Annotated in this window: 26 protein-coding genes, 1 tRNA gene and 2 pseudogenes; 13 read left to right on the top strand and 16 right to left on the bottom strand. The window is 38.5% G+C overall.

Features of this window, described 5'->3' with window-relative positions; translation table 11 throughout:
- Window positions 1-502, bottom strand: a pseudogene (locus NYG85_RS06510) (hypothetical protein); the annotation flags it as partial.
- Between the two features lie 124 nt (window positions 503-626).
- Between NYG85_RS06510 and NYG85_RS06505 the strand changes: the two are divergent.
- From NYG85_RS06505 to NYG85_RS06480, 6 genes are all read left to right on the top strand, one after another.
- Window positions 627-702, top strand: a tRNA-Val gene (locus tag NYG85_RS06505).
- A 245-nt stretch (window positions 703-947) separates the two neighbouring features.
- Window positions 948-1418, top strand: a complete 471-nt coding sequence (gene moaC, locus NYG85_RS06500; RefSeq protein WP_284937685.1) for a cyclic pyranopterin monophosphate synthase MoaC — start codon at window positions 948-950, stop codon at window positions 1416-1418.
- Window positions 1396-1662 carry an HP0495 family protein gene (locus NYG85_RS06495; protein ID WP_284937684.1) on the top strand — a complete coding sequence of 89 codons (267 nt, stop codon included), beginning with the start codon at window positions 1396-1398 and terminating at the stop codon, window positions 1660-1662. Before moaC ends, NYG85_RS06495 begins: the two co-directional genes overlap by 23 nt.
- 9 nt (window positions 1663-1671) lie before the next feature.
- Window positions 1672-2868 (top strand): hypothetical protein, encoded by a 1197-nt coding sequence (locus NYG85_RS06490; protein ID WP_284937683.1) that lies wholly within the window; start codon window positions 1672-1674, stop codon window positions 2866-2868.
- Window positions 2861-3241, top strand: a complete 381-nt coding sequence (gene ruvX, locus NYG85_RS06485; protein WP_284937682.1) for a Holliday junction resolvase RuvX — start codon at window positions 2861-2863, stop codon at window positions 3239-3241. Before NYG85_RS06490 ends, ruvX begins: the two co-directional genes overlap by 8 nt.
- Before the next feature lie 72 nt (window positions 3242-3313).
- Window positions 3314-3886, top strand: coding sequence for a YceI family protein (locus tag NYG85_RS06480; protein WP_284937681.1), 573 nt, complete (start codon window positions 3314-3316; stop codon window positions 3884-3886).
- A 110-nt stretch (window positions 3887-3996) separates the two neighbouring features.
- On the opposite strand, the gene NYG85_RS06475 is transcribed toward NYG85_RS06480, so the two are convergent.
- The 11 genes from NYG85_RS06475 to NYG85_RS06425 form a co-directional block, all read right to left on the bottom strand.
- Window positions 3997-4212, bottom strand: coding sequence for a hypothetical protein (locus NYG85_RS06475; RefSeq protein WP_284937680.1), 216 nt, complete (start codon window positions 4210-4212; stop codon window positions 3997-3999).
- A 425-nt stretch (window positions 4213-4637) separates the two neighbouring features.
- Complete coding sequence (locus tag NYG85_RS06470; protein WP_284937679.1) at window positions 4638-5078, bottom strand: hydrogenase maturation protease; 441 nt, start codon at window positions 5076-5078, stop codon at window positions 4638-4640.
- A complete protein-coding gene (locus tag NYG85_RS06465; protein ID WP_284937678.1) occupies window positions 5075-5446 on the bottom strand; it encodes a formate hydrogenlyase maturation HycH family protein in 372 nt (123 codons plus the stop codon). Before NYG85_RS06465 ends, NYG85_RS06470 begins: the two co-directional genes overlap by 4 nt.
- Window positions 5440-6282 carry an NADH-quinone oxidoreductase subunit B family protein gene (locus NYG85_RS06460; RefSeq protein WP_284937677.1) on the bottom strand — a complete coding sequence of 281 codons (843 nt, stop codon included), beginning with the start codon at window positions 6280-6282 and terminating at the stop codon, window positions 5440-5442. The genes NYG85_RS06465 and NYG85_RS06460 overlap by 7 nt, the downstream gene beginning before the upstream one ends.
- On the bottom strand, window positions 6279-6818 hold the full coding sequence (locus NYG85_RS06455) for a formate hydrogenlyase complex iron-sulfur subunit (protein ID WP_284937676.1): 540 nt from the start codon (window positions 6816-6818) through the stop codon (window positions 6279-6281). The genes NYG85_RS06460 and NYG85_RS06455 overlap by 4 nt, the downstream gene beginning before the upstream one ends.
- Window positions 6815-8563, bottom strand: coding sequence for a hydrogenase large subunit (locus NYG85_RS06450; protein WP_284937675.1), 1749 nt, complete (start codon window positions 8561-8563; stop codon window positions 6815-6817). The genes NYG85_RS06455 and NYG85_RS06450 overlap by 4 nt, the downstream gene beginning before the upstream one ends.
- A gap of 1 nt (window position 8564) precedes the next feature.
- Complete coding sequence (locus tag NYG85_RS06445) at window positions 8565-10037, bottom strand: proton-conducting transporter transmembrane domain-containing protein (protein WP_284937674.1); 1473 nt, start codon at window positions 10035-10037, stop codon at window positions 8565-8567.
- 1 nt (window position 10038) lies between these two features.
- Window positions 10039-10683, bottom strand: a complete 645-nt coding sequence (hyfE, locus tag NYG85_RS06440; protein WP_284937673.1) for a hydrogenase 4 membrane subunit — start codon at window positions 10681-10683, stop codon at window positions 10039-10041.
- Window position 10684: 1 nt separating this feature from the next.
- Window positions 10685-11584, bottom strand: coding sequence for a respiratory chain complex I subunit 1 family protein (locus NYG85_RS06435; protein WP_284937672.1), 900 nt, complete (start codon window positions 11582-11584; stop codon window positions 10685-10687).
- A gap of 9 nt (window positions 11585-11593) precedes the next feature.
- Window positions 11594-13543: a proton-conducting transporter transmembrane domain-containing protein gene (locus NYG85_RS06430; protein WP_284937671.1), complete on the bottom strand. Its 1950-nt coding sequence runs from the start codon at window positions 13541-13543 to the stop codon at window positions 11594-11596.
- Between the two features lie 2 nt (window positions 13544-13545).
- Window positions 13546-14106 carry a 4Fe-4S dicluster domain-containing protein gene (locus NYG85_RS06425; protein ID WP_284937670.1) on the bottom strand — a complete coding sequence of 187 codons (561 nt, stop codon included), beginning with the start codon at window positions 14104-14106 and terminating at the stop codon, window positions 13546-13548.
- 154 nt (window positions 14107-14260) lie between these two features.
- On the opposite strand from NYG85_RS06425, the pseudogene NYG85_RS06420 reads away from it, so the two are divergent.
- Window positions 14261-15604 (top strand): annotated as a pseudogene (locus NYG85_RS06420) (MFS transporter).
- A gap of 144 nt (window positions 15605-15748) precedes the next feature.
- The gene (locus NYG85_RS06415) at window positions 15749-17296 is read left to right on the top strand and encodes a flagellin B (protein WP_284937669.1); all 1548 of its coding nucleotides are present in this window, start codon (window positions 15749-15751) and stop codon (window positions 17294-17296) included.
- Window positions 17297-17910: 614 nt separating this feature from the next.
- Here the strand turns inward: NYG85_RS06415 and NYG85_RS06410 are convergent.
- From NYG85_RS06410 to NYG85_RS06400, 3 genes are read right to left on the bottom strand one after another with little or no spacing between them, the layout of a single operon-like run.
- A complete protein-coding gene (locus tag NYG85_RS06410; protein WP_284937668.1) occupies window positions 17911-19182 on the bottom strand; it encodes an ANL family adenylate-forming protein in 1272 nt (423 codons plus the stop codon).
- Window positions 19179-19874: an SDR family NAD(P)-dependent oxidoreductase gene (locus tag NYG85_RS06405; protein WP_284937667.1), complete on the bottom strand. Its 696-nt coding sequence runs from the start codon at window positions 19872-19874 to the stop codon at window positions 19179-19181. Before NYG85_RS06405 ends, NYG85_RS06410 begins: the two co-directional genes overlap by 4 nt.
- Window positions 19867-20166 carry a hypothetical protein gene (locus NYG85_RS06400; RefSeq protein WP_284937666.1) on the bottom strand — a complete coding sequence of 100 codons (300 nt, stop codon included), beginning with the start codon at window positions 20164-20166 and terminating at the stop codon, window positions 19867-19869. Before NYG85_RS06400 ends, NYG85_RS06405 begins: the two co-directional genes overlap by 8 nt.
- 80 nt (window positions 20167-20246) lie before the next feature.
- Here NYG85_RS06400 and NYG85_RS06395 point away from each other — a divergent pair, with 80 nt between their 5' ends.
- The 4 genes from NYG85_RS06395 to pseF are packed head-to-tail and all read left to right on the top strand — an operon-like array spanning window position 20247 to window position 23948.
- Window positions 20247-21110, top strand: coding sequence for a hypothetical protein (locus tag NYG85_RS06395; RefSeq protein WP_284937665.1), 864 nt, complete (start codon window positions 20247-20249; stop codon window positions 21108-21110).
- 51 nt (window positions 21111-21161) lie between these two features.
- On the top strand, window positions 21162-22157 hold the full coding sequence (pseB, locus tag NYG85_RS06390) for a UDP-N-acetylglucosamine 4,6-dehydratase (inverting) (protein WP_284937664.1): 996 nt from the start codon (window positions 21162-21164) through the stop codon (window positions 22155-22157).
- The gene (pseC, locus tag NYG85_RS06385; RefSeq protein WP_284937663.1) at window positions 22154-23266 is read left to right on the top strand and encodes a UDP-4-amino-4,6-dideoxy-N-acetyl-beta-L-altrosamine transaminase; all 1113 of its coding nucleotides are present in this window, start codon (window positions 22154-22156) and stop codon (window positions 23264-23266) included. Before pseB ends, pseC begins: the two co-directional genes overlap by 4 nt.
- Before the next feature lies 1 nt (window position 23267).
- A complete protein-coding gene (pseF, locus tag NYG85_RS06380; protein WP_284937662.1) occupies window positions 23268-23948 on the top strand; it encodes a pseudaminic acid cytidylyltransferase in 681 nt (226 codons plus the stop codon).
- Here the strand turns inward: pseF and NYG85_RS06375 are convergent.
- Entirely contained in the window at window positions 23926-24462 is a 537-nt protein-coding gene (locus NYG85_RS06375) for a GNAT family N-acetyltransferase (RefSeq protein ID WP_284937661.1), read from the bottom strand. The genes pseF and NYG85_RS06375 overlap by 23 nt on opposite strands.
- 103 nt (window positions 24463-24565) lie before the next feature.
- Between NYG85_RS06375 and NYG85_RS06370 the strand changes: the two genes are divergently transcribed.
- Window positions 24566-26539, top strand: a complete 1974-nt coding sequence (locus NYG85_RS06370) for a motility associated factor glycosyltransferase family protein (RefSeq protein ID WP_284937660.1) — start codon at window positions 24566-24568, stop codon at window positions 26537-26539.
- The last annotated feature ends 98 nt before the right edge of the window (window positions 26540-26637 follow it).

Here is a 26637-nt window from a genome sequence, read left to right as displayed (position 1 = left end):
TATCAAAGTTAAACAATTTTTTGTTATTTTCTAACTCGCCAATGCCTAATTTATCATTATCTGCGTATAAATCAAAAAATACCTTAACATCGCCATAAGGGGTTTGTAGCGTGTTTGAGTAGGCTTCTTCGGTTAGACTTATGGCGTTTGGAGCACCGCCTGAAACTCCGCCCTTAAAGTAGCCAGCTATAAAGCCAAAAGCCGTGTTTTCAAACTGCAAAGACATCTTGGCACGCTCTTCGTGGCTTAGGTGCTCGCTACCACTATTTGCCCACTCAGGCAGGTTTATCACGCCCGGAACTACATTTGGGTTGGTAGCTTTTGTGTATTGGGTTAGGTTGGTAGATAAGGCGTCGTGAGCGGCTTTAAGAAGTCGCTCTTTTTGGTATGAGAAGTTTGGCTGATTAACTGGCAGGTTGTCAATATTAATGCCACTTTTAATCTTGCCGATATCCTCAAAAGCCGTGTTGGTAGTTATGTTTAAAATTGAAATTTTTGACATTCTAAATCCTTTTTGATAGGGGCATATCGGCGAAATTTAGGATTTATTTACTAAAAATCATAAAAAATGTGAATTTTAAGCTAACAAAAAAGAAAAATTTAGTAAAATGCCAAACTTCTTAGGTGGTCGCGTAGCTCAGCTGGTAGAGCACTACCTTGACATGGTAGTGGTCGGAGGTTCAAGTCCTCTCGTGGCCACCATTTTTTATGCATAAAATTTCTAAACATTAATTTACATTTTTTGATTTTTTAAAGTTTCTTGGATTAAAAATTTGCCGTAAATAAAAAAAGGCTCTCTTTGGGGGAAAGAGAGCCACTACAAAAAGGAGGTTTTTCTTGTTGGACAGCGTAATGATACACTTTTGTTATTAACCTAAAAACAACTTTAAGTTAATAAATTCCAAGATAGCAAAATTTTTGTTATAATTTGGCAAAAAAGGACACAAATGCTTACACACATTGATGAAAATGATAGACCAAAAATGGTTGATGTTTCAAATAAAGACATTACAACTAGAATAGCAAGAGCTAGTGGGATGATAAAAATGAGCCCTGATGCCTTTTTAGCTATTAAACAAAACACCGGCAAAAAAGGTCCAGTGCTTCAAACTGCCGTAATAGCAGCGATTATGGCAGCAAAAAAAACAAGCGAGTTAATACCTATGTGTCATCCGCTTTTAATTAGCGGTGTGGATTGTGATATCGCAGAAGATAGCCAAAATTTTAGCTTCACGCTTAGTGTTAGCGTTAAAATTGATGGCAAAACTGGCGTTGAAATGGAGGCACTAACTGCCGTTAGCGTGGGACTTTTAACGATTTATGATATGATAAAGGCGATTGATAAAACAATGGTGATTACAAATATTAAATTAGATGAAAAAAGCGGAGGCAAAAGTGGTAAATATACTAGACTTTGATACCCAAAAGCCAAAAATTCAGTATCCGTTATTTTGGCAATACAAGGTCATTTTTGATATAAACATAGATGTAAAAGATGTGGTAAAAGAGATTTTAGGCGACAGAGAGCATAAAATTTCTTTTTCAAAATTTAGCAAAGACAAAAAATATCAAAGCTATGAAATTAGCGTTTTTGTGCTTGATGAGCGTGAGAGATTAGAGATTTTCTCAGCCTTAAAGCACGTATCAAAATACGTTTTATAGGGGTTAAAAATGGATAAATTAGATAAAAATTTAGCAAATCACAAAGAGAGCAACGGCGTTTTAATCAGTATAAAGGCACTCACAATTGAGTTTTTTAAGGACGCAAAAACCAGCGATTTAGCCCCAAAAATGGCACATTTATTGCAAAAATTTCAAGAATACGATTTGGTTAGCACAAAAAATTTAAAATCGGCAATGGAGGGGATAAATCAGTGCTTAGTTGGCAGTGCAGAGCGTGAATTATACGAGTTAATTGACAAGCAAGATGAGCTAACAAGAAAGATAAAAGCAAAGCAGGACGAGATTAGGGGCGCGCTTAAAATTTCATTTGAAACGGCTGAAAATTTGGTAATTAATAGTGAAATTTCGTGCAAAGATGAGGTGCTAAATCTGCTAAATAACGCAATTATCAAAGAAACAAGAATGCTTTGGATTTTAAAAGAAAGCTCGCAAAACGCCTTTTTAACGACCATTGAAAACGGCATAAATATCGCTGAAACAATCGCACAAATCGCAAAAAATATGACCTTTTCAGCCATTAATGAGGGCGAGTTTTCTAGCAAAAGAGCGGTTGAAATTTCAAAAACAATCATCACATCAGCAGCCGAGGTGGCAAACGAGGGACATATTTATGCAAAAGAGCTAATTAGCGCGGCTGTAATCGGCACAAAAGATGGCTTGGAGAGTGCTACAATCAGGCTAAAAGACGAGGCGAAATTTGCTCCTGATGAGCTGGTAAATAAAAATTTAAAAGAGCTAAAAAACATTGAACAAGAGTTTATTTTTATGCTTAAAGAGCTTGAAAATACGCTTGAAGCACCAGCAAAAGACGAGATAAAAAGATTGCTTGAAACCAGCATTGATAGCACCCTAGCAAGGCTAAAACGAATAAGCGAACAAGCAAGTGCTGGGCTATCTGAACGCCTTGAAGAGCTACGCCAAAACCCAAATATCGCCGAGCTAATCAACGGCACAAATGAACGCCTTGAAAAGCTAAAATCAGCCTTTGAGGTGATAAAAACAGACATAAATGTAAATGAAAAGCTTGAAAATATCAAAAAAGAGCTTGAAGAGCTTGAAAAAAGGGCAGAGCAGAAATTTGGCACTCTAAATTTAAAAGATGAGGCCAAAAAAATGGGCGATAGAGCCTACAAAGCGGCAAAAGAGCTACTAAATAGCCTAAAAAAAGATAGCAAAAGTGAGTGAGAAGATAGTCTGTGTTGATGTTGGCTTAAAACGCATTGGCGTTGCCTTTGGATTTAAGGGTATCGCCGTGCCACTTAGCCCCATTTTACGCAAAAATCGCAACCAAGCCGCAAGCGATTTGGCTAAAATTTTAAACGAATACGACGCTAAAATTTTAGTCGTCGGTGTCCCAAAAGGCGGTGCTAGCGAGGATGAGATGAGGCGAAGGATAGAGCATTTTATCTCGCTTGTAAATTTTAGTGGCGATATTGTTTATCAAAACGAGGCATTTAGTAGCTTTGAGGCTAGTGATTTGGCAAATGATGGCAGGGACGGCAAATTTGATAGCATTTCAGCGATGATAATCTTAAAACGATACCTAAAAATTACCTAGCTTTACCATAAATTTAAAAAGCATTATCAAAAAAAAATTATAATTGCGAAAAATTTTTACAAAGGATAAAGTATGAAAAAACTAATTGTTTCAGGTTTGGCAGCACTTGCCATTTTAGGCGTAGCACAAGCGGCACCTTTTGAGCTAGACAACGCCCATTCAAGCGTGAATTTTAAGATAAAACATATGGGCATTAGCAACGTAAATGGTAAATTTAACGATTTTAGTGCCAAAATTGACGCTAGCAACGGCGTTTTAAACAGCCTTGAAGCTACGATAAAAACGGCTTCTGTTGATACTGACAATCAAAAAAGAGATGACCACTTACGCTCGGCTGATTTTTTTGATGTTACAAAATTTAGCGATATGAGCTTTAAAATGACCGAATTTAAAGCCGATAAAGATGATAAAAACGAAGCAAAAATCACTGGTGAGCTAACCTTAAACGGCGTAACAAAGCCAGTTAAGCTTGATTATGAGTTTGGCGGAGCGACAAAAGGCACTGACGGCAGGGAGAGAATCGGCTTTAACCTTGAAGGCAAAATCAAAAGAAGCGACTTTAACTTCGCAAACGGCTTTGCAAGCGATGTAATGCTTGGCGACGAGGTTAAGATTAACATTGAAGTTGAAGCGGCTGCAAAATAATTTATGGCGAGGCAACTCGCCGTTTTTACTCTTTAATCTTATTTTTATTTATCACTTTTTGGGGCAAACCACTAAAATCCACGATTTTACAACACAAAAACTAGCCAAAATCAGATTTGCTGGTTTAAAATTTCGTTTAGTTCGTTAAATTTTTCTAGGGCAATTTTTAGCGTATTTTTGGCATCGCTGCTTAAAGTCGTGCTAATGGTGCTAAAATTTACTGCTTTTATAAACAGGGCTAAAAAGAGAATTTTAGGGCAAAACTCATCTAAATATCGCTTTAAAATGTGAAGTGGCAGGTATTTTAGCGTGTCATAAAACCGCAAAATCAACGATTTAAGGTGCAAAAATCTAAGCCCACTAGCACAAGCAGCCTAAAACCAGCAAAAACTCGCTAATGCCCCGTGCTAACGCAAAAATGATAATTGAAAAAAGTAGCTGTTAAAATCACTCTAAGCGTTTTTGTGTCAAATCATTGCCAAAATATAAGATTAAAAGTAAAAATTTTTGCAAGTTCTTGCCGTTTGAATATAGCGAATGCTTCGCACGTGGTGGGTTTGATTGTAAATTTTCGCTTTATTTTCAAGCTTACGAAATATTAATCTTTAAAATATTGTTTTGTTGCCTTTTGGCATTGTTTTTCTTAACTGCATAGCGTTATTAAAGAATAGGCAGTCTTGCTATTTTTAGGTTTAGCATTGTGCTTTTAAAAGTAGAGAATTTTAGCTGTCATCAAGGTTTTAAAATATGATTAATTTTGCTGGTTTAAAATTTCGTTTAGTTCGTTAAATTTTTCTAGGGCGATTTTTAGCGTATTTTTAGCATCGCTGCTTAAAGTCGTGCTAATGGTGCTAAAATTTTCTGCTTTTATAAACAGGGCTAAAAAGAGAATTTTAGGGCAAAACTCATCTAAATATCGCTTTAAAATGTGAAGTGGCAGGGTGTGTGTGTTAAACGCCACCCCAGCCTCGTTTTGCATAAACTCAGCACCAAATCCGCCAACAGCAGCGTCAGCGATTAGCAAAAAATCAGGCTCATAATCTCTAATGGCGTAAATTTCGCTCTCTGGCGTGTCAAAGCCGTAAAAAACCTGCCAATCAGGGCATAACTGCTCAATCTCACGCCCAAGACTAATCGCCACGCCATCATCGCCACGAAGCTCGTTGCCAACGCAAAGCAGCGCCTTTTTCATACGCCTACAAAGTCCTTTCTAAGCACCAAAAATCCGCCCTTTAACTCGCATAAAAGCTCTTTAAGCTTGCAGTCGCAAATATCGCTTAAAAGCCTTTGTGCGTGCTCTGGGTAAATTTCAATCTCAAAATAACGGCTTAAATTGCCGATTTTAAATCTCGTATATTCGCCGGAATTTTCTAAAATTCGCTCAAACTCATCATCTGAAATTTCGGCGATTTTCTCGCTAAAATCAATCTTGCCGATGCCGTGTCCGACAAAGGTTGAAAACATCTTAACGTGCTCTAACTCCGGCGTTAGCTTTTGGTTTAGCTCGCTTTCATCTTTTGCGTCAATGTGGCGTTTGGTTAGTGCGTAAATTTCTACCATTTTAGCTTCCAAAGTAGCTCTTTTGCGTTTGGACTTGTAACGTCTATTAGGTCATCGGCAGTGGTTTTTACATATTTTGGGTAAATTTCGTTGTGTAAAATTCCCAAACACTCGCCAAATCTAGGGTCTTCTTCGCTCTTTATAGCTGCCATTACTGCCTGTTTTGCTTGGCTTGGATTTTTTGCGTCATCGCAATTTTTTAACGCCTGAATGTAAATATCATAAAGTCGTCTGCCAAAAATATAGCTCATCAGCCACTTTGCCTTTGCTAGGGCGTCTCGCTCAAATAAGATATTGCCAACTAGCGAGTTTGGTAGTTCAAAAATTTCGCCATCATCGTTTTCAAAGCTAACTTTGCTGATTTTTTGATCTAAAATTCCAACGCCAACAGCAAGTCCGTAAATGATACTTGCTGGATGAGGCGGACAGCCCGGCACAAAAACATCAACTGGCACGACCTTATCAGCACCGCCGTGCACAGCGTAGCTATCGTGAAAAATACCGCCACTAGCACCACAAGCACCAAGTCCGACTACGATTTTTGGGTCTGGGGCTGCCTCGTAAGCCCTTAAAAGTGGATAATACATCTGCCTTGTAATTGGCCCTGAAACGACTAAAATATCGGCGTGGCGTGGCGAAGCGACTAGCTTAAAGCCAAAACGCTCCGGGTCCCACATAGGCGTGATAGCGGCAAAAATTTCAATCTCACAGCCGTTACAGCTACCACAATCAATCCTAAATACGCTAAAACTGCGTTTAATCCGCCCTAAATGAGCTAATTTTGCTTCTAAATCATTTGCGTTTGCAATCTCTGCTGGGACTTGATAAAGGCTCATTTTATCTCCATTTCTTGCCCGGTTGTTATGTTTTTAATGGCATTTTGTTGCTTGCACTCTGGGCAAATTTTCATATAAATTTTGGCTTGTTCTAGCCTAGCTTCGTTAAGTCCAGCCAGTTTTAGCCTGTCAAAGCCGTGCTTTACTAGGCGTTTTGTGCTAAATGGCTTACCACAAGATGTGCAAAGCTCTGGCTCTAACTCGCCACGCTGGATAAGGTCGTCTTTATTAAACCTAACAGCAAGCTCAAACTCATCGCTAAGTCTAATCGCACCAGTTGGGCAAACCTCATCACAACGCCCACAAAATATGCAACGCCCAGCGTTAAATTCCCAAACGAGCTTGCTTTTATCATCGTTAAATTTCACGCTAATCGCATTTGGCGGACAAGCCACCCCACAACTAGCACAGCCGATACAAAGCGAAAATTTATACTTTGGGCGACCGCGAAAGTTGTTGCTAACTGGATATGGCTTAAAAGGATATTCGTGCGTTGCAACGCCATATTTTTTATTAATATCAAAAATTCTCATCATCTTATATCCTTTGTGATATCCTCTTTTGGATTTTGGCAGAAGGCTTTTAGCTCTTTTTCGCCTAGAATTTTGCTCTTGCCACTTTTAATATCAGTAAGCATAACGCGCTCAGTGCAAGAGTAGCAAGGATCTAGGCTACACACGATAAGAGCGGCGTCGGCGATTGTGTTGCCCCTAAATTGATACCTAAGGCTTGGCCAGTTTGCATAGGTAGCAGCCCTGACACGCCAACGATAGACCTTTTGGGTTGAGCCTTGCATAATCCAGTGAAAATTATCGCCCCTAGGTGCCTCGTCGTATCCAATAGCGTAGGCTTCGGCACGAAATGGGGTTTGGTATAAATTCTCGCCGATATTTATCGGAGTGTTTGGCATTAGCTCTAAGCACTGGCGAATCGTTTTAACGGCTGATTTTATCTCGCCATATCTTACCGCTTCACGTGCTAAAACATCGCCACCTTGCTCAACGGTGACTTGAAATTCTATCTGTTTAAAAAATCCGTAAGGGTGATCATACCTCATATCACGCTTAAAGCCAGAGCCCCTGATATTTGGGCCAACTGGGCTAAAATCACGCGCTACTTGTCTATCAAGTACGCCGACATTTTTCCAACGCCCAACCTGACGCTTATCCGCCATTACAGCGTCCCAAACTTCGGTAATTTGCGTATCAATCTTATCAAGCAAGACAAGGGCTTTTTTAATCTCATCGCTTGTAATATCTCGCCTTAATCCGCCAATTATGATATTGCCATAGGTTTTTCGTCCGCCAGTTACCACTTGGGCTAACTCCATTGAATACTCGCGAATTTTAAATATATGCATAAAGGCTGAAATATTACCAGTAACTTCGCACGCAAGTCCTAAATTTAGCATATTTGAGTGAAATCTCTCAATTTCAGCACAAACTATCCTTAACGCCTGAGCGCGAAGTGGCACCTCAACGCCCATTGCATTCTCAGCCGCCTCAATACAGGCAATTGAGTGTGCATAACCACAAATTCCACAAACTCTCTCGGCTAAAAAGCCCATTTGGTCGTAGTTCATACGATTTTCGGCTAATTTCTCCATACCTCTGTGCTGATAAAACAGCCTATAATCAGCATCTACAATCGTATCTCCATCGCAAAATAGCCTAAAATGCCCAGCCTCATCGCTAGTAATGTGAAGTGGTCCAAGTGGGACATCTATCACGCTATCGCCCTCTGGTCGCAAAAAATCATAGGCTGGTTCATCTCTGTGGTCATAAACATCTGGGCGGTAGGTGTACTCCATAGCGTCTTTTCTAAGTGGGTGTAAATTCTCAGGCCAGTCATCGCTTAAAACCAAACGGCGTTTATCTGGCAAACCCTCAGCTACAAGCCCAAACATATCATAAGCCTCTCTTTCATACCAAACACAAGCTGGCACAAATGGCGTTACTGACGGATAGGTCGGCTCATTTGCTGGGATTAGGGTTTTAACGGTAATAAAGCACTTCTCATCGGCATCTATCTCATCATCTTTATTCATCTTACCGCCTTCAATTGAAAGCACGTAATAAAGGGCGAAATTTTTATTTATGCTCCGCTCATCGTTTGCTATCATCGTGCATAAAAATCCGCCAATATCATAATAAAGCGTCTTAACAGCAAGTGGCAGGTCGTTTCTATCCACTAAAATTGTGATTTGATTAAAGGTCTGCCTTGTAACATCTAAAACGTTTAATTTCTCTCTTAAAATTTCTACAAATTTATCGCCTCTCATATTAAGCTCCTGTTACTATTTTTGTTGCGTTATCAACAATTATCATAAACCACTCAAACTGATAAACACCAAAGGCGATGATTAGGGTGGCTAAGCCAATAAGTGGTAAATTTTCAACTAATTTCATCTCGCCTTTATAAATGACATTGCCAACGACTTTGCCAAAGCTTGACATAAAAAAGTGCGAAAAGTCGGCGATGAAAATTATTGTTAGCGTGATTAAAAATATTGCAATGGCTAGGTATTGATTTGTTTCTGCGGCTGCTTTAAATGTCCAAAATTCACTCACAAATATGGCAAATCCGGGCACACCAACGAGCGAGCAGATTGAAATTCCAAAAAGCACAGCCGTTAAAGGCGCGATATATATCATACCGCCCATTTTATGCATATCTTTTGTGCCATAAATTCTAGCGATATTGCCGGTTGAACAAAATGCAAGCGCCTTTGTAAAGCTGTGAGCCATACAGTGAAAAATCGCTGCAAACACACCAAGAGGCGAACCAACGCCAAGTGCAAACGCAATAACGCCCATATGTGCAATTGAGTGGTAGGCAAACATACGCTTGACATCGTGCTGACGGATAAGAAAAAACGCCGAAATAAAAAGCGTAATTGAGCCACTTACAATCATTACATTCTCAACAAATTTAAACCCAACGCCCTGACCAACGATAGCGTAAAATTTTATCAAAGCAAGCATTGCACATTTTAATAAAATTCCAGAAAGCATAGCAGAAGTCGGTGCTGGACCTTGTGCGTGAGCGTCTGGCAGCCACGTGTGAGTAGGGGCTAAACCAGCCTTTGTGCCATAGCCAATGAGTGCAAAAACAAATGCTAGTTTTAGTGCGTCTGGGTTTAGATTAGAAGCGTTTGCGATTAGCTTATCAAAATACATAGCGTCGCTACTTATACTAAATGAGCCGTAGCTTGATGAGTAAAGAAGTAGTGTTGCATAAAGGGCAAAGGCTAAGCCGATTGAGCAAAGCACGATATATTTATAACCGCTCTCGGTTGATTTTTTATCGCGGCTAAGGGCGACTAAGAATACAGAAGCTAGCGTCGTAGCCTCAACACTAGCCCAAAGCAGTGCCATATTGTTACAAACACAGCTTAGGCTCATCGTAAAGATAAAGACATAGCTAAGCGCGAAGTAGTTTTTAATCTTGCCTATATTTATATGGCCAGCCTCATACTCCCACTTTAAGTAGCTTGTTGCGTAGGTGTTTGCTAAAAAGCCAGTAATACCAACAAGGCTTAAAAACACAGCCCCAAGACTATCAAGCAAAAGCACGTTGTTGTCGGTTCTAAACACAGCTCCGTTTGCCACTTGAAGCACAAATGAGATGATTATGGCTAAATTTATGGCGTTAAACACAACGTGAGTGGCGTTTAAAATTTTAAGGTTTTTTGGTAAGAAAAACATTACAACAGCAAATACAAGCTGAATTATTAAAAGCTCTACAAGTCCCATTTTAACCCCTTAAATCCGTAGCTTTTGTGATATTTAGTGAGCCATAAACTCTATTAAATCTAAACACCAAAATTGACATAATAATCACCGCAAAAATCGCATCAGTCATAATGCCAAGCTCAACGACCTCGTGAGCGTCATAGGCACTAAGCGCTAGCAAAAGATGAATGCCGTTTTCAAAAAGGCAATATGATAAAATTTGCTTTATAAACGAAACTCGCAAGATAAAGCCAAAAATTCCCATCATAAATATAAAATTTGCAGCCAGTAAGGCAAATGGCTCCTTAATGAGTGAAAACTGATAAAACACCCCAAGAAGTGCGTAAGAAACGGCAAGTGAGAGAGTAAAGGCAATTATTGGCGATACGAAAAATCCGCCAACTGGCTCATCTTCATTCTCTAAATTTAGGCTGTTTATAACGTATAAAATTATGGCTGGGATTAGGATAAATTTTGATATTAAAGCAAATACTCCCCACGAGAAAAGCTGTTCGGCTTTATAGACAAAATGAAGCGTGAAAAATATCGCAACAAGTGCGCCAGTTTGCACCCAAAATGCAATTAGGCTCTTTTTGTAGTTTCTAAACGAAAACACGCCAACAGCACAGGTCATCATCAGGGCGATTAAAACAATTAAAATCTGCATACTAAACTCCAAGAACAAAAAGCACAGCCGCACCAAGCGCGATTAGTGTCGGCGTTAATACGTTTAATTTTAAGCTGTCTAAAATTTTATAGCGTGGCGAGAAGTTGTCTATAAAAACAGCTAAAATATACAAAGCACCAGCCTCAATAATAAAGGCTAAAATATCAATGATAGGATTACCAAAGCTAGGCACAAAAAGCATAAGAAAAAAGCCAAACATACTAAACTGCTTAATAATCATCGCAGTTTGAATAAGTGCTAAATCGCTACCGCTATACTCGCTTAAAAGCCCTTCTTGAAGCTCTTGTTCTGCCTCTGCTAAGTCATAAGGCTTTCTGCCAGTTTCAATATACATAGCCCACAAAAACGCCACACCAGCTACGACCACACTTGGTAAAAATACACCGCTCATATTTTTAATCTCTGGCATAGCACTCGTGCCAAGTGAAAATACCACAACACAAAGGCTAAGCATAATAATCGGCTCGGCATAAATTCCTACCATAGCTTCACGGCTAGCACTAACCCCAGCAAATGGATTTGCACTATCAATAGCAGCTGCTCCATAGACAAATTTAAAAAACACGCCAAGATATAAAAACACAAAGACATCAGAAAAGCCAAGTGGGGCGAATTTATCATACATTATCGGTAGTGAGCAAAACATCGCTGCCGATGTCGCTACTAAAACATAAGGTGCATAGACATAAAGCGGATTTGAGTAGCTTGGATGAACCCTACTTCTTGAAATTAGCTTGTAAATATCCCTGTAAGTTTGCATTATCGGCACACCTTGTCTTGCTTGATACTTCGCACGTAGCTTTCTAGCTATGCCGTCAAAAAGTGGTGCCACAGCAAGCAGACAAAGAAGCTGTAAAATCATAAAAATAATATCACTCATCACTGCCCCCTAAAAGAAATAATAGACGCCAACTAAACAAAACGCCATATAAATAAGCGTGTAAAGTGCGTAGATATTTGACTTGCCACACTGCACGATACCGATTTTATCTGCAAATTTCACACAGAAATTCACAACTGGCTCATAAAACCACGCCCACCAAATCTCTTTTATCCTGCTTTTATAAACGACCTTGCCAAAGTAGCCATCAGAGCTAACCTCTGCTTCTGTTCGGTAGAAAAATTTAAGCACCCTTCGCAAGTCGCCACTAAATGGATTTGATGAAATTTGCATATTTGTATCAAACCTAAATCCACACGCCCAAGGCTCGGTAATTCGTGGTTTTGATAGATTTGCTTTGTATAAAATTAGCAAGATACAAGCGATTAATCCAACAACGCCAAGCACAAAAAGCACGGACGGGGCGTTGATGATTTTTATTGAGCTTAAATTTATGCCAAAGCCAAAGATATTGGCACAAATTTCAAGCAAAAAGCCTAAAACAAAGATAGATCCAAGTCCAAAAATCACACAAAAACTAGCCAAAATTACGATAGAAAACAGCATAGTTTTATCCGCCTCTTTTGCGTGGCTATAAATTTTCTCATCTCGTTCTTTACCCAAAAATATCGCTGAATAAACACGAATAAACATCATCACAGCCAAAGCCCCAGCCACGCCAATTGAAAGCATAGCCAAAACCATCATAGCACGTGCCATAACACTTGGCTCGCCGCTACTTGCGATTAGCCCCTGATACAGCACCCACTCGCTCATAAAGCCATTTAGCGGAGGCACAGCACAAATGGCGATAGCACCGACTAAAAATGCATATGAAGTAATTGGCATTTTTTTATGAAGTCCGCCAAGCTGGTTTAAATTTCTAGTGTGAGTTGCGTTTAAAACAGCCCCAACGGCAAAAAATAGCATTGATTTAAATGTAGCGTGGTTAATAATATGAAAAAACGCCGCTAAAAAGCCGATAATTGCGATAAATCCGTTGGCTTTTGCTATGCCAAAATACCCAACTCCAAGTGCGACGCTAATAATGCCTATGTTTTCAACCGAGCTGTAAGCCACCGCTCGTTTATAATCATTATCAACCGCTCCGTATAAAATTCCAAACACAGCACTACACGCTCCAAAGAATATTACAATATAAGCAAAAGTGGTCGTGATATTAAGCATAATGCTAAATTTTATCAGTGCAAAAATCGCTACCTTTGTCATAATCCCGCTCATCATCGCCGAAGCATTTGAAGGTGCTGCTGGGTGAGCTAGGGCTAGCCAAACGTGAAGCGGCCACACGCCAGCCTTGCCACCAAAACCGATAAAAAATAGGATTAAAAGCACAAAATTCATCTCTGGGCTAAATTTCAAGCCGATAAAGTCTTTAAATTCATAAGACCCACCGCTAGCTGCTGACATAATCACAAACGCAACAATAATAAAAAACGCTCCGATTTGCGAAAATCCAAGATAGGTCATCACAGCCGTGAGCGTGTTTTTTTCTTCGTGGTCGTTTAGATACATAAAAAACGCAGAAACTAGCGTCATAACTTCCCAAAATACGATAAATGCAAAGATATTCGCACTTGTCATTACCATAAGCATTGAGAGGATAAATGAGTTAAAAACCGCACCAAAAACGCCTAAATTCACACGGCTATTTTTAACATAACCAAGCGAGTAAATTCCAGTAAAAAAGCTAATAACTAAGATAATAAGACAGAAAAAATTTTCAAGCGTGTAGGCTACAAAGTGTGGGGCAGTTAGAAAATTCCCAAACAAAGCAAAGCTATTTACCGAGTAGAGATTGCTTGCAAAAAATATAGCACCAAGCAAACTAGCCACTGCTCCACCGCCAAAACCAACATAAAGGGCTAAATTTTTAGATCTGTTATAAATTGCTAAACTAGCCAAGCTAAGCAGAAAAAATAGCAAAAATATCGCACTCATCGCTACTCCTTAACGCCAAGAATTTGATTTAAAAATCCGCTTTGATCGCCCTTTAATTTCTTACCAAAAACGTGATTGTGTGAGACTGGATCAACAAGCAACAAAGCGCCCTTCGGACAGACATCAATACACGCCTGAACGCCCTCTCGCCCAGCACAAAGGTCGCATTTTAGGGCGACTGACTTTCTACCCTTAGCACAGCCGACTTTGTAGTCGCTATCATCATCTTTGATTGAAGGGATATTTTCTGCTTGCATATGAATAGCCCCATAAGGACAGGCTATCGTGCAAAGCTTACAGCCAATGCAGATATTCTCGCGAAATTCTATGTAGTTATTTTCGCTAAATCTAAGGGCTGAGGTTGGACAGATTGTAGCACAAGGTGAATCGTCGCATTGACGGCATTGATTTGGCATTTTGCCACTCTCAATCGCAAAGACATTTAACCTAGTTTTATTTAATCTACCACGCCCATACGCACTCTTAATACAGGCTTTTTCACAGGCTTTACAGCCGATACAAAGCTCTGGATTGCATATTACAAACCTATGTTTTTTTGACATTTTAGGCCTCTGGTGTTAGGATTTGATTTAAGCGTTTATTCTATCAAAACTATTTTAAATTTAACTAAATATAAACGGCTCAAAATTTTATAATTTTAAAAGTTTTTTATATTAAAATACTAATTTTTTATCTAAATTTTAAAGGAGAAAACTTATGTTTTCATTTCTCAAATCAAAACCGGGTGTGCCAGTGCCTGATAGCGAGGTCGTGGCACGTTATAACGTCCTAAGATGGCGTGCGTTATTTGGAATTTTCATCGGTTACGCCGCTTACTATATCTTACGAAACAACTTTCTTTTAAGCTCGCCAGAGTTAATTAGCGAATTTGGCTTTACAAAAAAGGACATTGGATTTGTTTCAGGCACAATGCTTGTAGTTTATGGGCTTAGCAAGGGCTTTATGAGTGCCTTAGCGGACAAGGCAAACCCAAAGCACTTTATGATTTTTGGGCTTTTAATGAGCGCGGCTGTGAATTTAATGATGGGCTTTACATTCTCATTTTGGGTCTTTTTTGGTCTTTGTATGTTAAATGGAATTTTTCAAGGTATGGGAGCAGGCCCAGCTTATGTTGTTTTAGCTAGCTGGTTCCCACGAAAATCACGTGGCGTCATCACAGCGACCTTTAATATCTCACACAATGTCGGTGGCGGTCTAATCGCGCCTATCGCCGGTGGAGCGGTCGCTTGGCTAGGGCAAGAGCATTGGCAAGCCGCTCACTTTGTCGTCCCAGCTGCTATCGCTGCTATCGTGGCTGCGATATTTTTCATCTTTGGGGCTGGTAGGACTTACAACGAGGGCTTACCATCGCTAAATAAAATCGTAAATGATGAAACCGAGCTAATAAAAACAAAATAAGAAAATGTAAATTTAAGCAACTGGGAGATTTTAAAAGGCTACGTTTTAACCGACAAAAACGTTTGGTTTGTTAGCTTTATTGACGTATTTACCTATATGATTAGATTTGGTGTGCTTACGTGGCTGCCACTTTACCTGCTTCAAGTTAAGGGATTTAGCAAGGGCGATATGGCAGCGGCTTTTGCCATTTTTGAGTGGGCAGCTATCCCTTCAACCCTACTTGCTGGATATGTTACTGATACATATTTTAAAGGCAGGAGAATGCCACTTGCGATGATGACGCTTGTTGGCGTTGGCATTGCTATGTTTGCTTACTGGGGAGGACAAACCTTGCTTGTAGTTACCATTGGTGCTGGTATTATTGGTTGTTTAATCTATGTGCCAATGTTTTTAAGCTCACTTCAAACCATTGAGCTAGTCCCTAGCTTTGCTGCTGGGTCAGCCACTGGACTTCGTGGGCTTTTAAGCTATGTGCTAGGTAGCTACTCTGGCACGGCGTTGTTTGGAATTTTAGCTGATAAATACGGCTGGGACGCTGGATTTATGTTGCTTTTATTTGCTGTGGCTGCTTGTATTTTCTGCTGCTTTATGACACACCTTGGCGTTTTAGGACTTGAAAAGAAAAACGCACAAAATAAATAAAAAAAGTAGCCATTTTGGCTACTTTCTCTTAATTTTTAAAATTTTTTCACAAATTCTCTCTAAACCCCTAAACGTTTTTTTTTTTTTTGCCGATTTGGGTTTTAACAAGCAAAAAGCTTGAAATAAAACTTAAAAGGATACACAATGAGTTTTCGCATTAACACGAACGTAAATGCCCTAAACACCCACGCAAACGCAGTTGGCAACAACAGAGAGTTGTCTTTATCACTTGGTAAACTTAGCTCAGGTTATAGAATCCAAACAGCAGCCGATGACGCCTCTGGTCTTGCAATTGCTGACAGCTTACGCTCACAGGCAAGTGCCTTAGGTCAAGCCATCGCAAACGGCAACGACGCAATCGGCATAATCCAAGTCGCTGATAAAGCAATGGACGAGCAATTAAAAATTCTTGATACAATCAAAGTAAAAGCCACACAAGCAGCCCAAGATGGACAGACATCTAAATCTCGCCAAGCCCTTCAAGCTGACATAGTCCGCCTTATGGAAGAGCTTGATAATATCGGCAATACCACTTCATTTAACGGACAACAGCTTTTAAACGGCACATTCTCAAACAAAGAATTTCAAATAGGTGCTTACTCAAACGAAGTAGTAAAAGCAAGTATCGGTGCTACGACTTCGGATAAAATCGGGCTTACAAGGTTTGAGAGTTCAAAACTTTTGACTGCGACTGGCAAAGTATCTTTAACCTTTATAAATGTTGATGGTGTTAATAATGTTAAGGTTGCCGCTGCAACTATTTCAACTGGTATAGGCACTGGTTTAGGTGCTTTGGCAGAAAATATTAATAAAGTTTCAAATGAAACTGGCGTAAGAGCCACTTACGATGTTACTTGGACTTCTAAAAGTGCAATTGGTGCTGGTGATTTAAAAGATTTAAAAATTAATGGTGTCATTATTGGCGATTTATCTGTAAAAGCAGGTGATAGCAACGGTGCTCTTGTAAATGCGATAAACTCAGTAAAAGACCAAACAGGTGTAGAAGCTTCTGTTGATCCACAAGGTAGAATGGTGCTAACCAGCCGTGACGGCAGAGCAATAAAAGTAACTGCTGAAAAAGTAAATAATAATAACACTATGTCTAATGTGTTTGGTTATGGTGGCACTAAATTAGAGAAAAAGTTAGGTGCAACACTTTCGGATACTTTTATTGGTCGCTTAAATTTAGTAAGATTAGACGGCAGGGATATTAAAGTTCAAGGTAGTAATTTTTCAATAGCATTCAGTGCGGGTAAAAAAGATAGTAATGGTGGTAGCGAACAATCTGTTTCACTTCGTGATATTAGGGGTCAGATAGATAAAACAGTCGCTGCTGCTATGGGCTTTGCTCGCGGATACTTAAACAGCGGTGCAATGACTTCAAACCAAAGTGCTGGCGTTATGACCCTAAGAGGTGCTATGGCAGTTATGAATATCGCCGAATCAGCACAAAAAACACTTGATTTTATCCGCTCAGATCTTGGCTCAGTTCAAAACCAGCTTGTTGCAACCGTTAGCAACATAACCGTAACACAAGTAAATGTTAAATCAGCTGAGAGCCAAATCAGAGATGTTGATTTTGCAGCTGAGAGTGCAAACTTCTCAAAAAGAAATATTTTGGCACAATCAGGTAGCTACGCAATGAGCCAAGCAAACTCAGTGCAACAAAATGTATTAAAACTGCTACAATAACTACAAAATCCATAGGTTTAACCTATGGATTTTAATCCTTTAATTTTGTTTTTTTGATAAAAAATCGCAGTAAAATTCACGTTTTAACCTTTAAAAAAGAAGCGTGGTTTTTGTATTTGACTTTTAGTGCAAACAAAGTCAGGGGTTACCCATCCCTCTTACCCACTTTTTTACCATAACTTGCAAATAAAATTTTTATTTGAAATAGAACGTTGGATTTTATTTAAGCTGTCGCTCACTCTATTTTAAGGGAGAAGGGGGCTTGAATTGCGTTCTGCTTGCAGCTACGAGCGACGCGAAGTAGGGTCACCCCCCCCCTTTTTTTTCTTTGCCATAACTCGCAGACCACAAAATGCTATCGCAACACCATTTTTGTTGCCATCTGCTCCCCCACGACAACGCTCTATCGTTGCTGTGCTTCGCACAGGTTTTAACTGCCAACAAGTCAGTGTTTGCAGTTTATATTTTTTTACGTTCTAGCGTTTTTAAATTTTGTATTTTTCATAAAATTTTCGCCTTACTAAGCAACAAGTCAGCTTTACATTTAGAAAAATATTTATAAACCACGACAAAAAGCACGAATTTTAAATTATGTTAAAATTTTATTTAAAAATCTAACTAAATTTTCTATCTTTTTTAAATCTATCTGTGATTTTTATCTGTTTTACGATGTTAAATTTCACTGGGATTTTGTAGCTTAAAACTCGCTCTTTTAAGAAATTTCTAATTAGCATTTTTGCCTCTTCTAGGCTTAAATCGCACACCAAATCACAAGCGACGACCTGCCCTAAAATCTCGTTTTTTAGGGGATAAACGACCACATCTTTAATCTGCGTAAGCTCTAAGATTAGCTCTTCAATCTCGCTTGCAATTAGCTTATTGCCACCCACGTTTATTAGCTCTTTATTTCGCCCTAAAATTTCAATTTTATCACCTACTTTTCGTGCTAAATCGCCGGTTTTAAACCAGCCATCGCTATTTTCGTTTTGTGTGTTTAGGTAGCCTAAAAATGCCGTTTTGCTCTTTAAATAAAGCTCGTCATTTACGATTTTATACTCGTTTTCATTTAGGCTAAATAGCGTGTTTTCGCCCTGAGAAATGCTCATAATCCCGCTCTCGCTCGTGCCAAAAGTTTGGATAAATTTTACCTTTTTAAACGCCGTTTTTAGCCGATTTAGCAGGCTTTTACTCATCTTTTCAGTGCCGTAAGTAATGAGCCTAAGGCTTGAAAAATCCTGCTTTTCGTAGTCCTTGCTAAGCAAAAGCAGGTTTAGAAAGCTTGGGGTGGTCGGCAGGACGTTGATTTTGTGTTTTTGTATCAAATCGCATATATTTTTCGTGCCAAAATCATCTGTAATAACGAGCGTTGAAGCACTGGCAAGTCCGCTTAAAAGCGTGTTTATGCCACCGATGTGATCAGATAGTAAAAATAGCAAAATTCTTAGGTTATTTTGGCGTTTTTGTGCTAAATTTTCACGCAAATTTTCAAGGTCGTGAAGTATGGCTTTTGGCTTAGAAAGTGTCCCACTTGAAAATATTATAAGCCCCGATTTTTGGGCGTTTATCAGGCTTTTGGTAAGTGGATTTGACTTGGTGCTTTTTACGCTTTTTATATTAAACTTATCATCTTTTACGCTTATGATTTTATCTGCGTTTGCTTCGTTTGATTTTAGTGCTATTTCATCAAAATTTTGCGAATTTATTGGCACAATTACATTTTTATTCTCATAAAGTGCTAAAAAAATCGCAATATTTAAAAAGCTAAAACCACCTAAAAGCACGACTACTTCGGACTTTGGCAGGGTTGATTTTAGCTTATTTACCTTTGTGTTTAGCTTATCGTAGCTATAAAATTTATCACGCCAAATAATTGCGATTTTGCTCACCAAACGCCCCCTAAATAGATGATTTGCCCGGTTATCATCTTGCTTTTTTCATCTATTAAAAACTCAACGGCGTTTTTTATATCATCAAAATCGGCAAATTTTTTTATCGCTTGGCGGTTGATTAGCTCGCTGATTTTCTCTTTTGGGACGGCTTTTATCAGGTCGGTTTTGGTTGGGGCAATGCCGATTGCATTTACGTTTATGCCAAAATTTGCAAGCTCTTTTGCACTCGTTTTTGTGAAATTTTCAATGGCAGATTTTGAGGCGGCATAAATCGCCTCGCCCTGCAAATTTAGCGGTGTTGCAATGCTTGAAAAATTTACAATCTTGCCATTTTTAGCCCTGCTCATCGCCTTTGCGACCTCTCTTGTAAATAAAAATGTAGAAATGAAATTTGTGTTTAAAATCTCTTTGACGCTTGATAAATTCGTGGTTAAAAGATGATTTAGCGAGGCGGCACCGACATTGTTTATTAGGGCGTAAATTTCGCCAAACTCCCTATTTACCGACTTTACCATATCTACCACGCTCTTTTCATCGGTAGCGTCAAGGCAAAAATGCGTATAGTTTTTGTGCGTGATTTGGCTCTTGCTTCTAGCACAGCCAAAGACACGAAATTCATCTAAAAAGCCCAAGGCTAGGGCATTGCCAATGCCTTTTGAAGTGCCAGTGATGATGATATTTTTACTCATCAAGACAGCTTTTTATGTATTTTGCAAGTGTGCTTACATTAATAAACGGCGATGTCGCTCTACTCATCGCTTTTGCGTCAGCGAGAGTGATATTTTTGCCAAAATCGGCGTAAATTTGCTCTTCAAGCTCTATTAAAAACCCGACCAGTCCGACACTATCAAATATCGCCTCATTTGAGCCAAAAAGCCTTGTTTTTGTGTCAGTTATCTCGTTATTTGTTAGAATTTTTATGGTTTTTAAGATAGTTTGAGTGATTTTTTCGCTCATAGCCTCTGCTACCCCCCCCCCCATTTGTTGCTCCTTTATTTAAAAAATGGTGTTATTGTATTTAAAATTTGCTAAAATTAGCGTAAATTTTTTAAGGATTTTAAATGAAAAAGCAAGTTTTAATCTTTGGCGTTGGAGCGGCTGGGCGGGCTATTTACCGCAAAATTTTAGCTGATTTTAATGTTATTGGATTTTTAGAAAACAACTTAGATTTGGTTGGCAAAAGCTATGAAGGGGTAGAAATTTTTAGCGTTAAAGACACTTTAAATTTGGAGTTTGACGCCGTTTTAATGGGTGGAGTTTGGGCAAATGAGATGAAAAATCAGCTCTTAACGCTTGGCATAAGCGATGAAAGGATAGAAATTTTAGATGAAAAGGATATCTCGTTTTCAACGCCAAACCGCCAAAAAACTACCGATTTAGCGATTAAAAAATTTGATGAGTTTTGTAAAAAACACAAAATTTCATATTTTATTGATGGCTCATCAATGCTTTGCATTTTAAGAAAACGCCCACTTAGCGTGGTTAGCGACGTTGATATTGTGGTTAAAAGTTATAAAAATTTGGAGTTTTTAGCTCAAAATTTAGGCGAAATTTTTAGCGATTTTGATATAAAAGTCGTGCGATTTTCAAGCGATGACTTGGTAAAAAAGCGTGGCGATATTTTTAAAATCGTGGTTAGTAGCTTTGATGATGAAAAAATGGTGCTTGATATAAATGTCTATCACGAATACGGCAAATGCGTGATTTTAGGCTACAACGGCAAGTATTTTTATGTGCCAAAAGAGATGTTTAGTAAGATTATTTGGCGAGATTACGCTAGCTTTTCTTTGCCGATTTTGGCGGATTTTGATGCGTATTTGACGCTAGTTTATGGTAAAAATTATATGCAAATTCCAAAGCAGTTTTTAGCCAGTGATTATGGCAATTTAGTAAGCGTTGATGAGCTAAATAAAATTTGCTTTTAAATGGCACGAAATTTGCTTATGGGTGTAAAATTTAGCCTTTAAGGTCTTAAAATGTTTAATGATAAATCAATCCTAATCACCGGTGGCACAGGCAGTTTTGGCAAAAAATACACTGAAATTTTGCTAAAAAAATACAAGCCAAAACGGCTAATCATCTACTCACGAGATGAGCTAAAACAATATGAAATGGCTCAAATTTTTAACGCCCCAGTTATGCGGTATTTCATCGGCGATGTGCGTGATGAAGACCGCTTGAAAACGGCGATGAACGGCGTTGATTACGTCATTCACGCAGCCGCAATCAAGCACGTGCCAATCGCTGAATACAACCCAATGGAGTGCATAAAAACCAACATAAATGGTGCCTCAAATGTCATCAACGCAGCCCTAGAAAACGACGTTAGCAAGGTCATCGCACTATCAACTGACAAGGCGTGCAACCCAGTAAATTTATACGGCGCAACAAAACTAGCAAGCGATAAGCTTTTTGTCGCGGCAAATAATATCTCAGGCACGAAAAAAACGCGCTTTGCGGTCGTAAGATATGGCAATGTCGTCGGCTCTCGTGGCTCGGTCGTCCCACTTTTTAAACGCCTAATTAGCGAGGGCGTAAAAGAGCTACCTATCACGCACCCTGATATGACAAGGTTTTGGATTACGTTAGAACAAGGTGTAAATTTTGTGCTTAAAAACTTTAAGCGAATGAGCGGTGGCGAGATTTTTATCCCTAAAATCCCCTCAATGACGATGCCAGATTTAGCAAAAGCGTTAGCTCCAAATTTAGGCATAAAAATCATCGGAATTCGCCCGGGTGAAAAGATGCACGAAGCGATGATTAGCAAGGATGACGCGCACTTAACCTACGAATTTAGCGATCATTTTGTCATCTCGCCCTCAATAAAATTTACAAATGTCGGCAACGATTTTTCAAAAAATATGCTAGGCGAAAAGGGCGTAAAAGTCGCCCCGGACTTTGAATACAGCTCGGATAAAAATAAAATTTGGCTTGATAAAAACGGGCTTTTAAAGATGATTGGAGATTTATGATACCTTATAGTAGGCAACAAATCACAAATGCCGATATACAGGCAGTTTGCGAGGCTTTAAGGGGCGATTTTTTAACTGGCGGAGATAAGGTTAGCGAGTTTGAAAAGGCACTGCAAAACTACACCGGCATAAAGCACGTGGTCGTGATGAACTCGGCTACTTCGGCACTTCACGTGGCGTATTTGATTTTTGGCGTTAAGAGTGGCGATGATGTCATCACCACGCCTTTAACCTTTGTGGCCACTGCAAATGCGGCGTTAATGTGTGGGGCTGATGTTAAGTTTTGCGATATTAAAATGGATGGTAATATTGATGAGAAATTGATAGAAAATCTCATTACAAAACGCACAAAAGTGATAACGGCTGTTGATTTTGGTGGCAAATCGGTTGAGATTTTAAAGCTAAAAGAGATAGCAAAAAGACACGGAATTTTCTTACTAGATGACGCTTCTCACGCACTTGGGAGCGAGTTTAATGGCGAAAAAGTGGGTAATCACGCCGATATTAGCATTTTTAGCTTTCACGCAATCAAGCCAATTACAACCTTTGAAGGCGGTGCTATCGCTACAAATAGCGATGAATTCGCGCGTCTTGCAAGACTTTACCGCTCTCACGGCATTACTAAAACCGAGCTTTGGGATAGCGATATGAGTTTGCTCGGCTTTAACTACCGACTTAGTGATGTTGCTTGTGCTTTGGGAATTTCACAGCTAAAAAGGCTTGATGAGATGATAGAAACACGTGAAAAAGTGGCTAAATTTTATGATGAATGCTTTAAAAATTGCGAGTTTTTCACATTAATAAAACCGGAATTTAAGAGTTCTAGACACCTTTATGCTGTGCTTTTAGATGAGAAATTAGTTAAGTTTAAGCGTGAAATTTTTAAAGAGCTTTACGAAAATGGCGTTGGCGTTCAGGTGCATTACAAGCCGACCTATAAATTTAGCTTTTATACCCAAAAATACGGCACTTTAAGCCTTAAAAATGCTGAAAATTTTTACGCCAGAGAGCTTAGTTTGCCTTGTCATCAAGGTATGAGTGAGGCGGATGCTAAATTTGTGGCAAAAAATGTGCTTGAAATTTTAGAAAAATTTGCAAAAAGGGCGTAAAATGCGACTTTGTGTGATACCAGCAAGGGGTGGTAGCAAGCGGATACCACATAAAAATATCAAGGATTTTTGCGGTCTGCCACTCATTGCTTACAGCATTAAAAATGCGTTAAATTCGGCTATTTTTGATGAGGTTATCGTTAGCACCGATGATGAAAAAATCGCTGAGATTGCCGTTAAATACGGAGCAAAAGTGCCATTTATGCGTGAGGCTAAACTTAGCGATGACTTTGCTACTAGCTCTGATGTGGTGCGTGATGCGATTGTTAAAATGGGCGATGAATTTAGCGAGATTTGCTGTCTTTATGCGACTGCTCCGCTTTTGACGCCAGATATTTTAGCAAGTGCGTATGCCCAGTTTAAGGGCGTTTCGTGTGAATTTTTATTCTCAGCGACTGAGTTTAGTTTTGCTATCCAAAGAGCGTTTAAGCTTGATGAAAATTCGTATGTGAAAATGTTTCACCCAGAGTTTGAAAATGTCCGTTCACAGGACTTAGAGCGTGCCTATCACGACGCTGGGCAGTTTTATTTTGGCAAACGTCAGGCGTGGCTTGATATTAAAGCGATGTTTGCTCCGTATTCACGGGCTTTTGTGTTAGCAAGGCATTTGGTTTGCGATATTGATACGCCAGATGATTTTGAGTTTGCAAAGAAGCTTTTTATGATAAATCATCAAAGCTAATCATAAACTCATCGGCGATTTTTGCGATTTTTTGCATTAGCTCTGTTTTTAAATGATAGTGAAATTCATCTTTTCTTTGAGATAAATGATAGAAGTTATCATCGTTAGAAGTGATTTTAAAGCCGAAATTTTTATCAAATTTCAAGGCATTTTCATTTTGTTTTTTCACGCTTGCGTTTAAAATTTCGCACCTTTTAAAGCAAAATTCTAAAAATTTTAGAGTGATTGCACTTATTAAAATTGCATTTGTATTTGGTTTAAAAAACAATCCCCAAGTCGGCTCATTTTTTAAAACAAAATGCACTCCGCCAATAATCTCATCGTCTGAAAAAATGGCAAAATAGTGGCTATTTTTAGAGTTTTTTAGTGAGATTATAAAATTTTCGTGCTGTGATTTTGTGATCTCATTTTGGTTTAAACTTGCATTTACTATGTGTTTTAAATTTCTGATTTTTAAAATTTCATCGCTTTGAGTTTTGTCTAAATCCAGATAATTTTTTACTAAAATTTTCATAATTTTCTCTTTTTATAAATAAAAATAATATAATTCTAAACAAAAAGGCTAAACAATAGATAAATTTTGCCGATAGATAGATAAAATTTTTAAAGGATATTTTGTGAAAAAAGATGAGAAAAAAAGAGCAAAATTAGTTGGGATTGAAAATCCGATTTTTGAAAAAAATTTACAAGCTTTGTTTCAGCAAGATGAGATTTTAGCGACTAGACTTTTTGCGATGGATAGCCAAGATAAATATGAAATTTTCGTAAATAAAAACGACCCAATTGATATAAATATCATCAACAAACAAACATTAAAATACGTCTATGACCACCCTGCAAAGGACGTTGAGGCAATGCTTGAAGATATAGAAAAAAAATATAAAAGATACCCTGTTTTATACTTTTATGGGCTTGGTAATGCCATACTTTACAAGGGGCTTTTGTTTAATAAAACTCACGAATTTATTGTCGTTGTTGAGCCAGAAGTTGAGATAATTTATGCGATTTTAAACATAGTTGATTTATCGGCTGAGCTTGCAAGTGGTCGCTTGATTTTGTTTTATTCAAAACTCGCTCAATACGCACATTTTTACTACATTATCTCAAAATCAGAGGTAAATAGATATGTTAAGCTTTATGATTTGCACATTCACACGACATTTTATGATGATTTTTCAGATGATTATGAGAGAGTAAATAAGGACTTTGCAAAGGCGATTTCGCAAATGGTGGCAAATACTGGTAATAGCATTGATGATATGTTAATTGGCATTAGGCAGCACATTGAAAATTTACCGGATATGATAACTGGATATGCTTATAAAGATATAGTTAATAAACGCCACGAGCTTATGGATACGGCAATAATTGTAGCCACTGGACCTAGTCTTGATAAACAACTACCACTTTTAAAAAAGGTAGCACCTTATGCGACGATAATTAGCGTTGATGCGTCTTATCCGATACTAGCAAAGCACGGCATTAAGCCAGACTATGTTACGTCAATTGAACGAGTTGTGGCGACTTCATCGTTTTTTAAAAAACGATATAAAGGCTTTGATGATGATATATTTTTTATTGTCGCATCTTTAACTCACCAGCAAACCATAAAAAACATAAAACCACGAAAATTAGCACTCACAATAAGACCACAGGCAAGTGAAATTTTATTTGGGCTTGGGCGTTTTGGCTATCTTGGTATCGGACATTCAACGGCAAATCAAGCCTACCAACTAGCCTATGTTTTAGGGCATAAAAATATCATTTTAATTGGGCAGGATTTGGCATTTTCTCCTGATGGTAAATCTCACGCCACTGGACACGCTTTTAAGCAAGATGATGAGGAGATTTATATTAAGGCTTATGGTGGTGAGGGTGTTGTAAGAACGACCTATGTTTGGGAGAAATTTAAAAATCAATATGAGCGAGATATTAGCTCAAATAACAATAACGATATAAAAACATACAACTGCACAGAAGGCGGTGCTAGGATTGAAGGCTCAATTGAAGAGCCGTTTTTAGCGGTTACTGACAGGCTTTTAAAGGATAAAAAACCTAAAAAATTACCGCAGATAAAAATGGTAAATCAAAGGGATATAAATATCTATTTAAAAAGGTCGTTTGATGTGATTGAGCGAAAGCTAAAAATAGAGAGCTTTGTTAAATCAAAGATTGAAGAGACATTTTTGGCTGTTGTTGAGGATATTGATGCAATTATTAAGCTTAGAAATGAAAATAAAATCACTGAAAAGTTATTTTCAAAGCTATTAAGGCTTGTAAATAAGATTGATAAGGTTAAAGATATCATTGCAAAGAAAAAATTTAGCTCGGTTTTAGAAAATATCGTTTCAATTTCTGTTTATTACCAAGAGCTAGAACTTGCCAAAATTTCAGTTGCTCCAAGCGAGAGCAAGATTGAGAAGGTAAATAAGCTAGTTGAGTGGGTTGAGATACACAAATACTGGCTGTTTTCGTTAGCTGGTGGGCTAAATGCCGATATTGAAACGACAAAAAAGGCGAGTAAAAATCTTGTTAAAGAGATGAAAAAGCGTGGAATTTTGCCTGCTGGGGGCGAGAAAATTTTAAAATAATTTAAGGGCTAAGCCCCCTCTTTTTTTAACGATTAATAGCTAAAAATGCGTGGTCGTGATGATAAATTTGCATTTTTAGCGAGTGATTTTAAATGTAT

Origin of the sequence: Campylobacter gastrosuis (genome assembly GCF_030249845.1) — a bacterium.
In the GTDB taxonomy this organism is placed as follows: Bacteria; Campylobacterota; Campylobacteria; order Campylobacterales; family Campylobacteraceae; genus Campylobacter_A; species Campylobacter_A gastrosuis.
The sequence above is the reverse complement of the archived record's forward strand: the minus strand, read 5'-3'. Positions and strand labels throughout refer to the sequence as shown.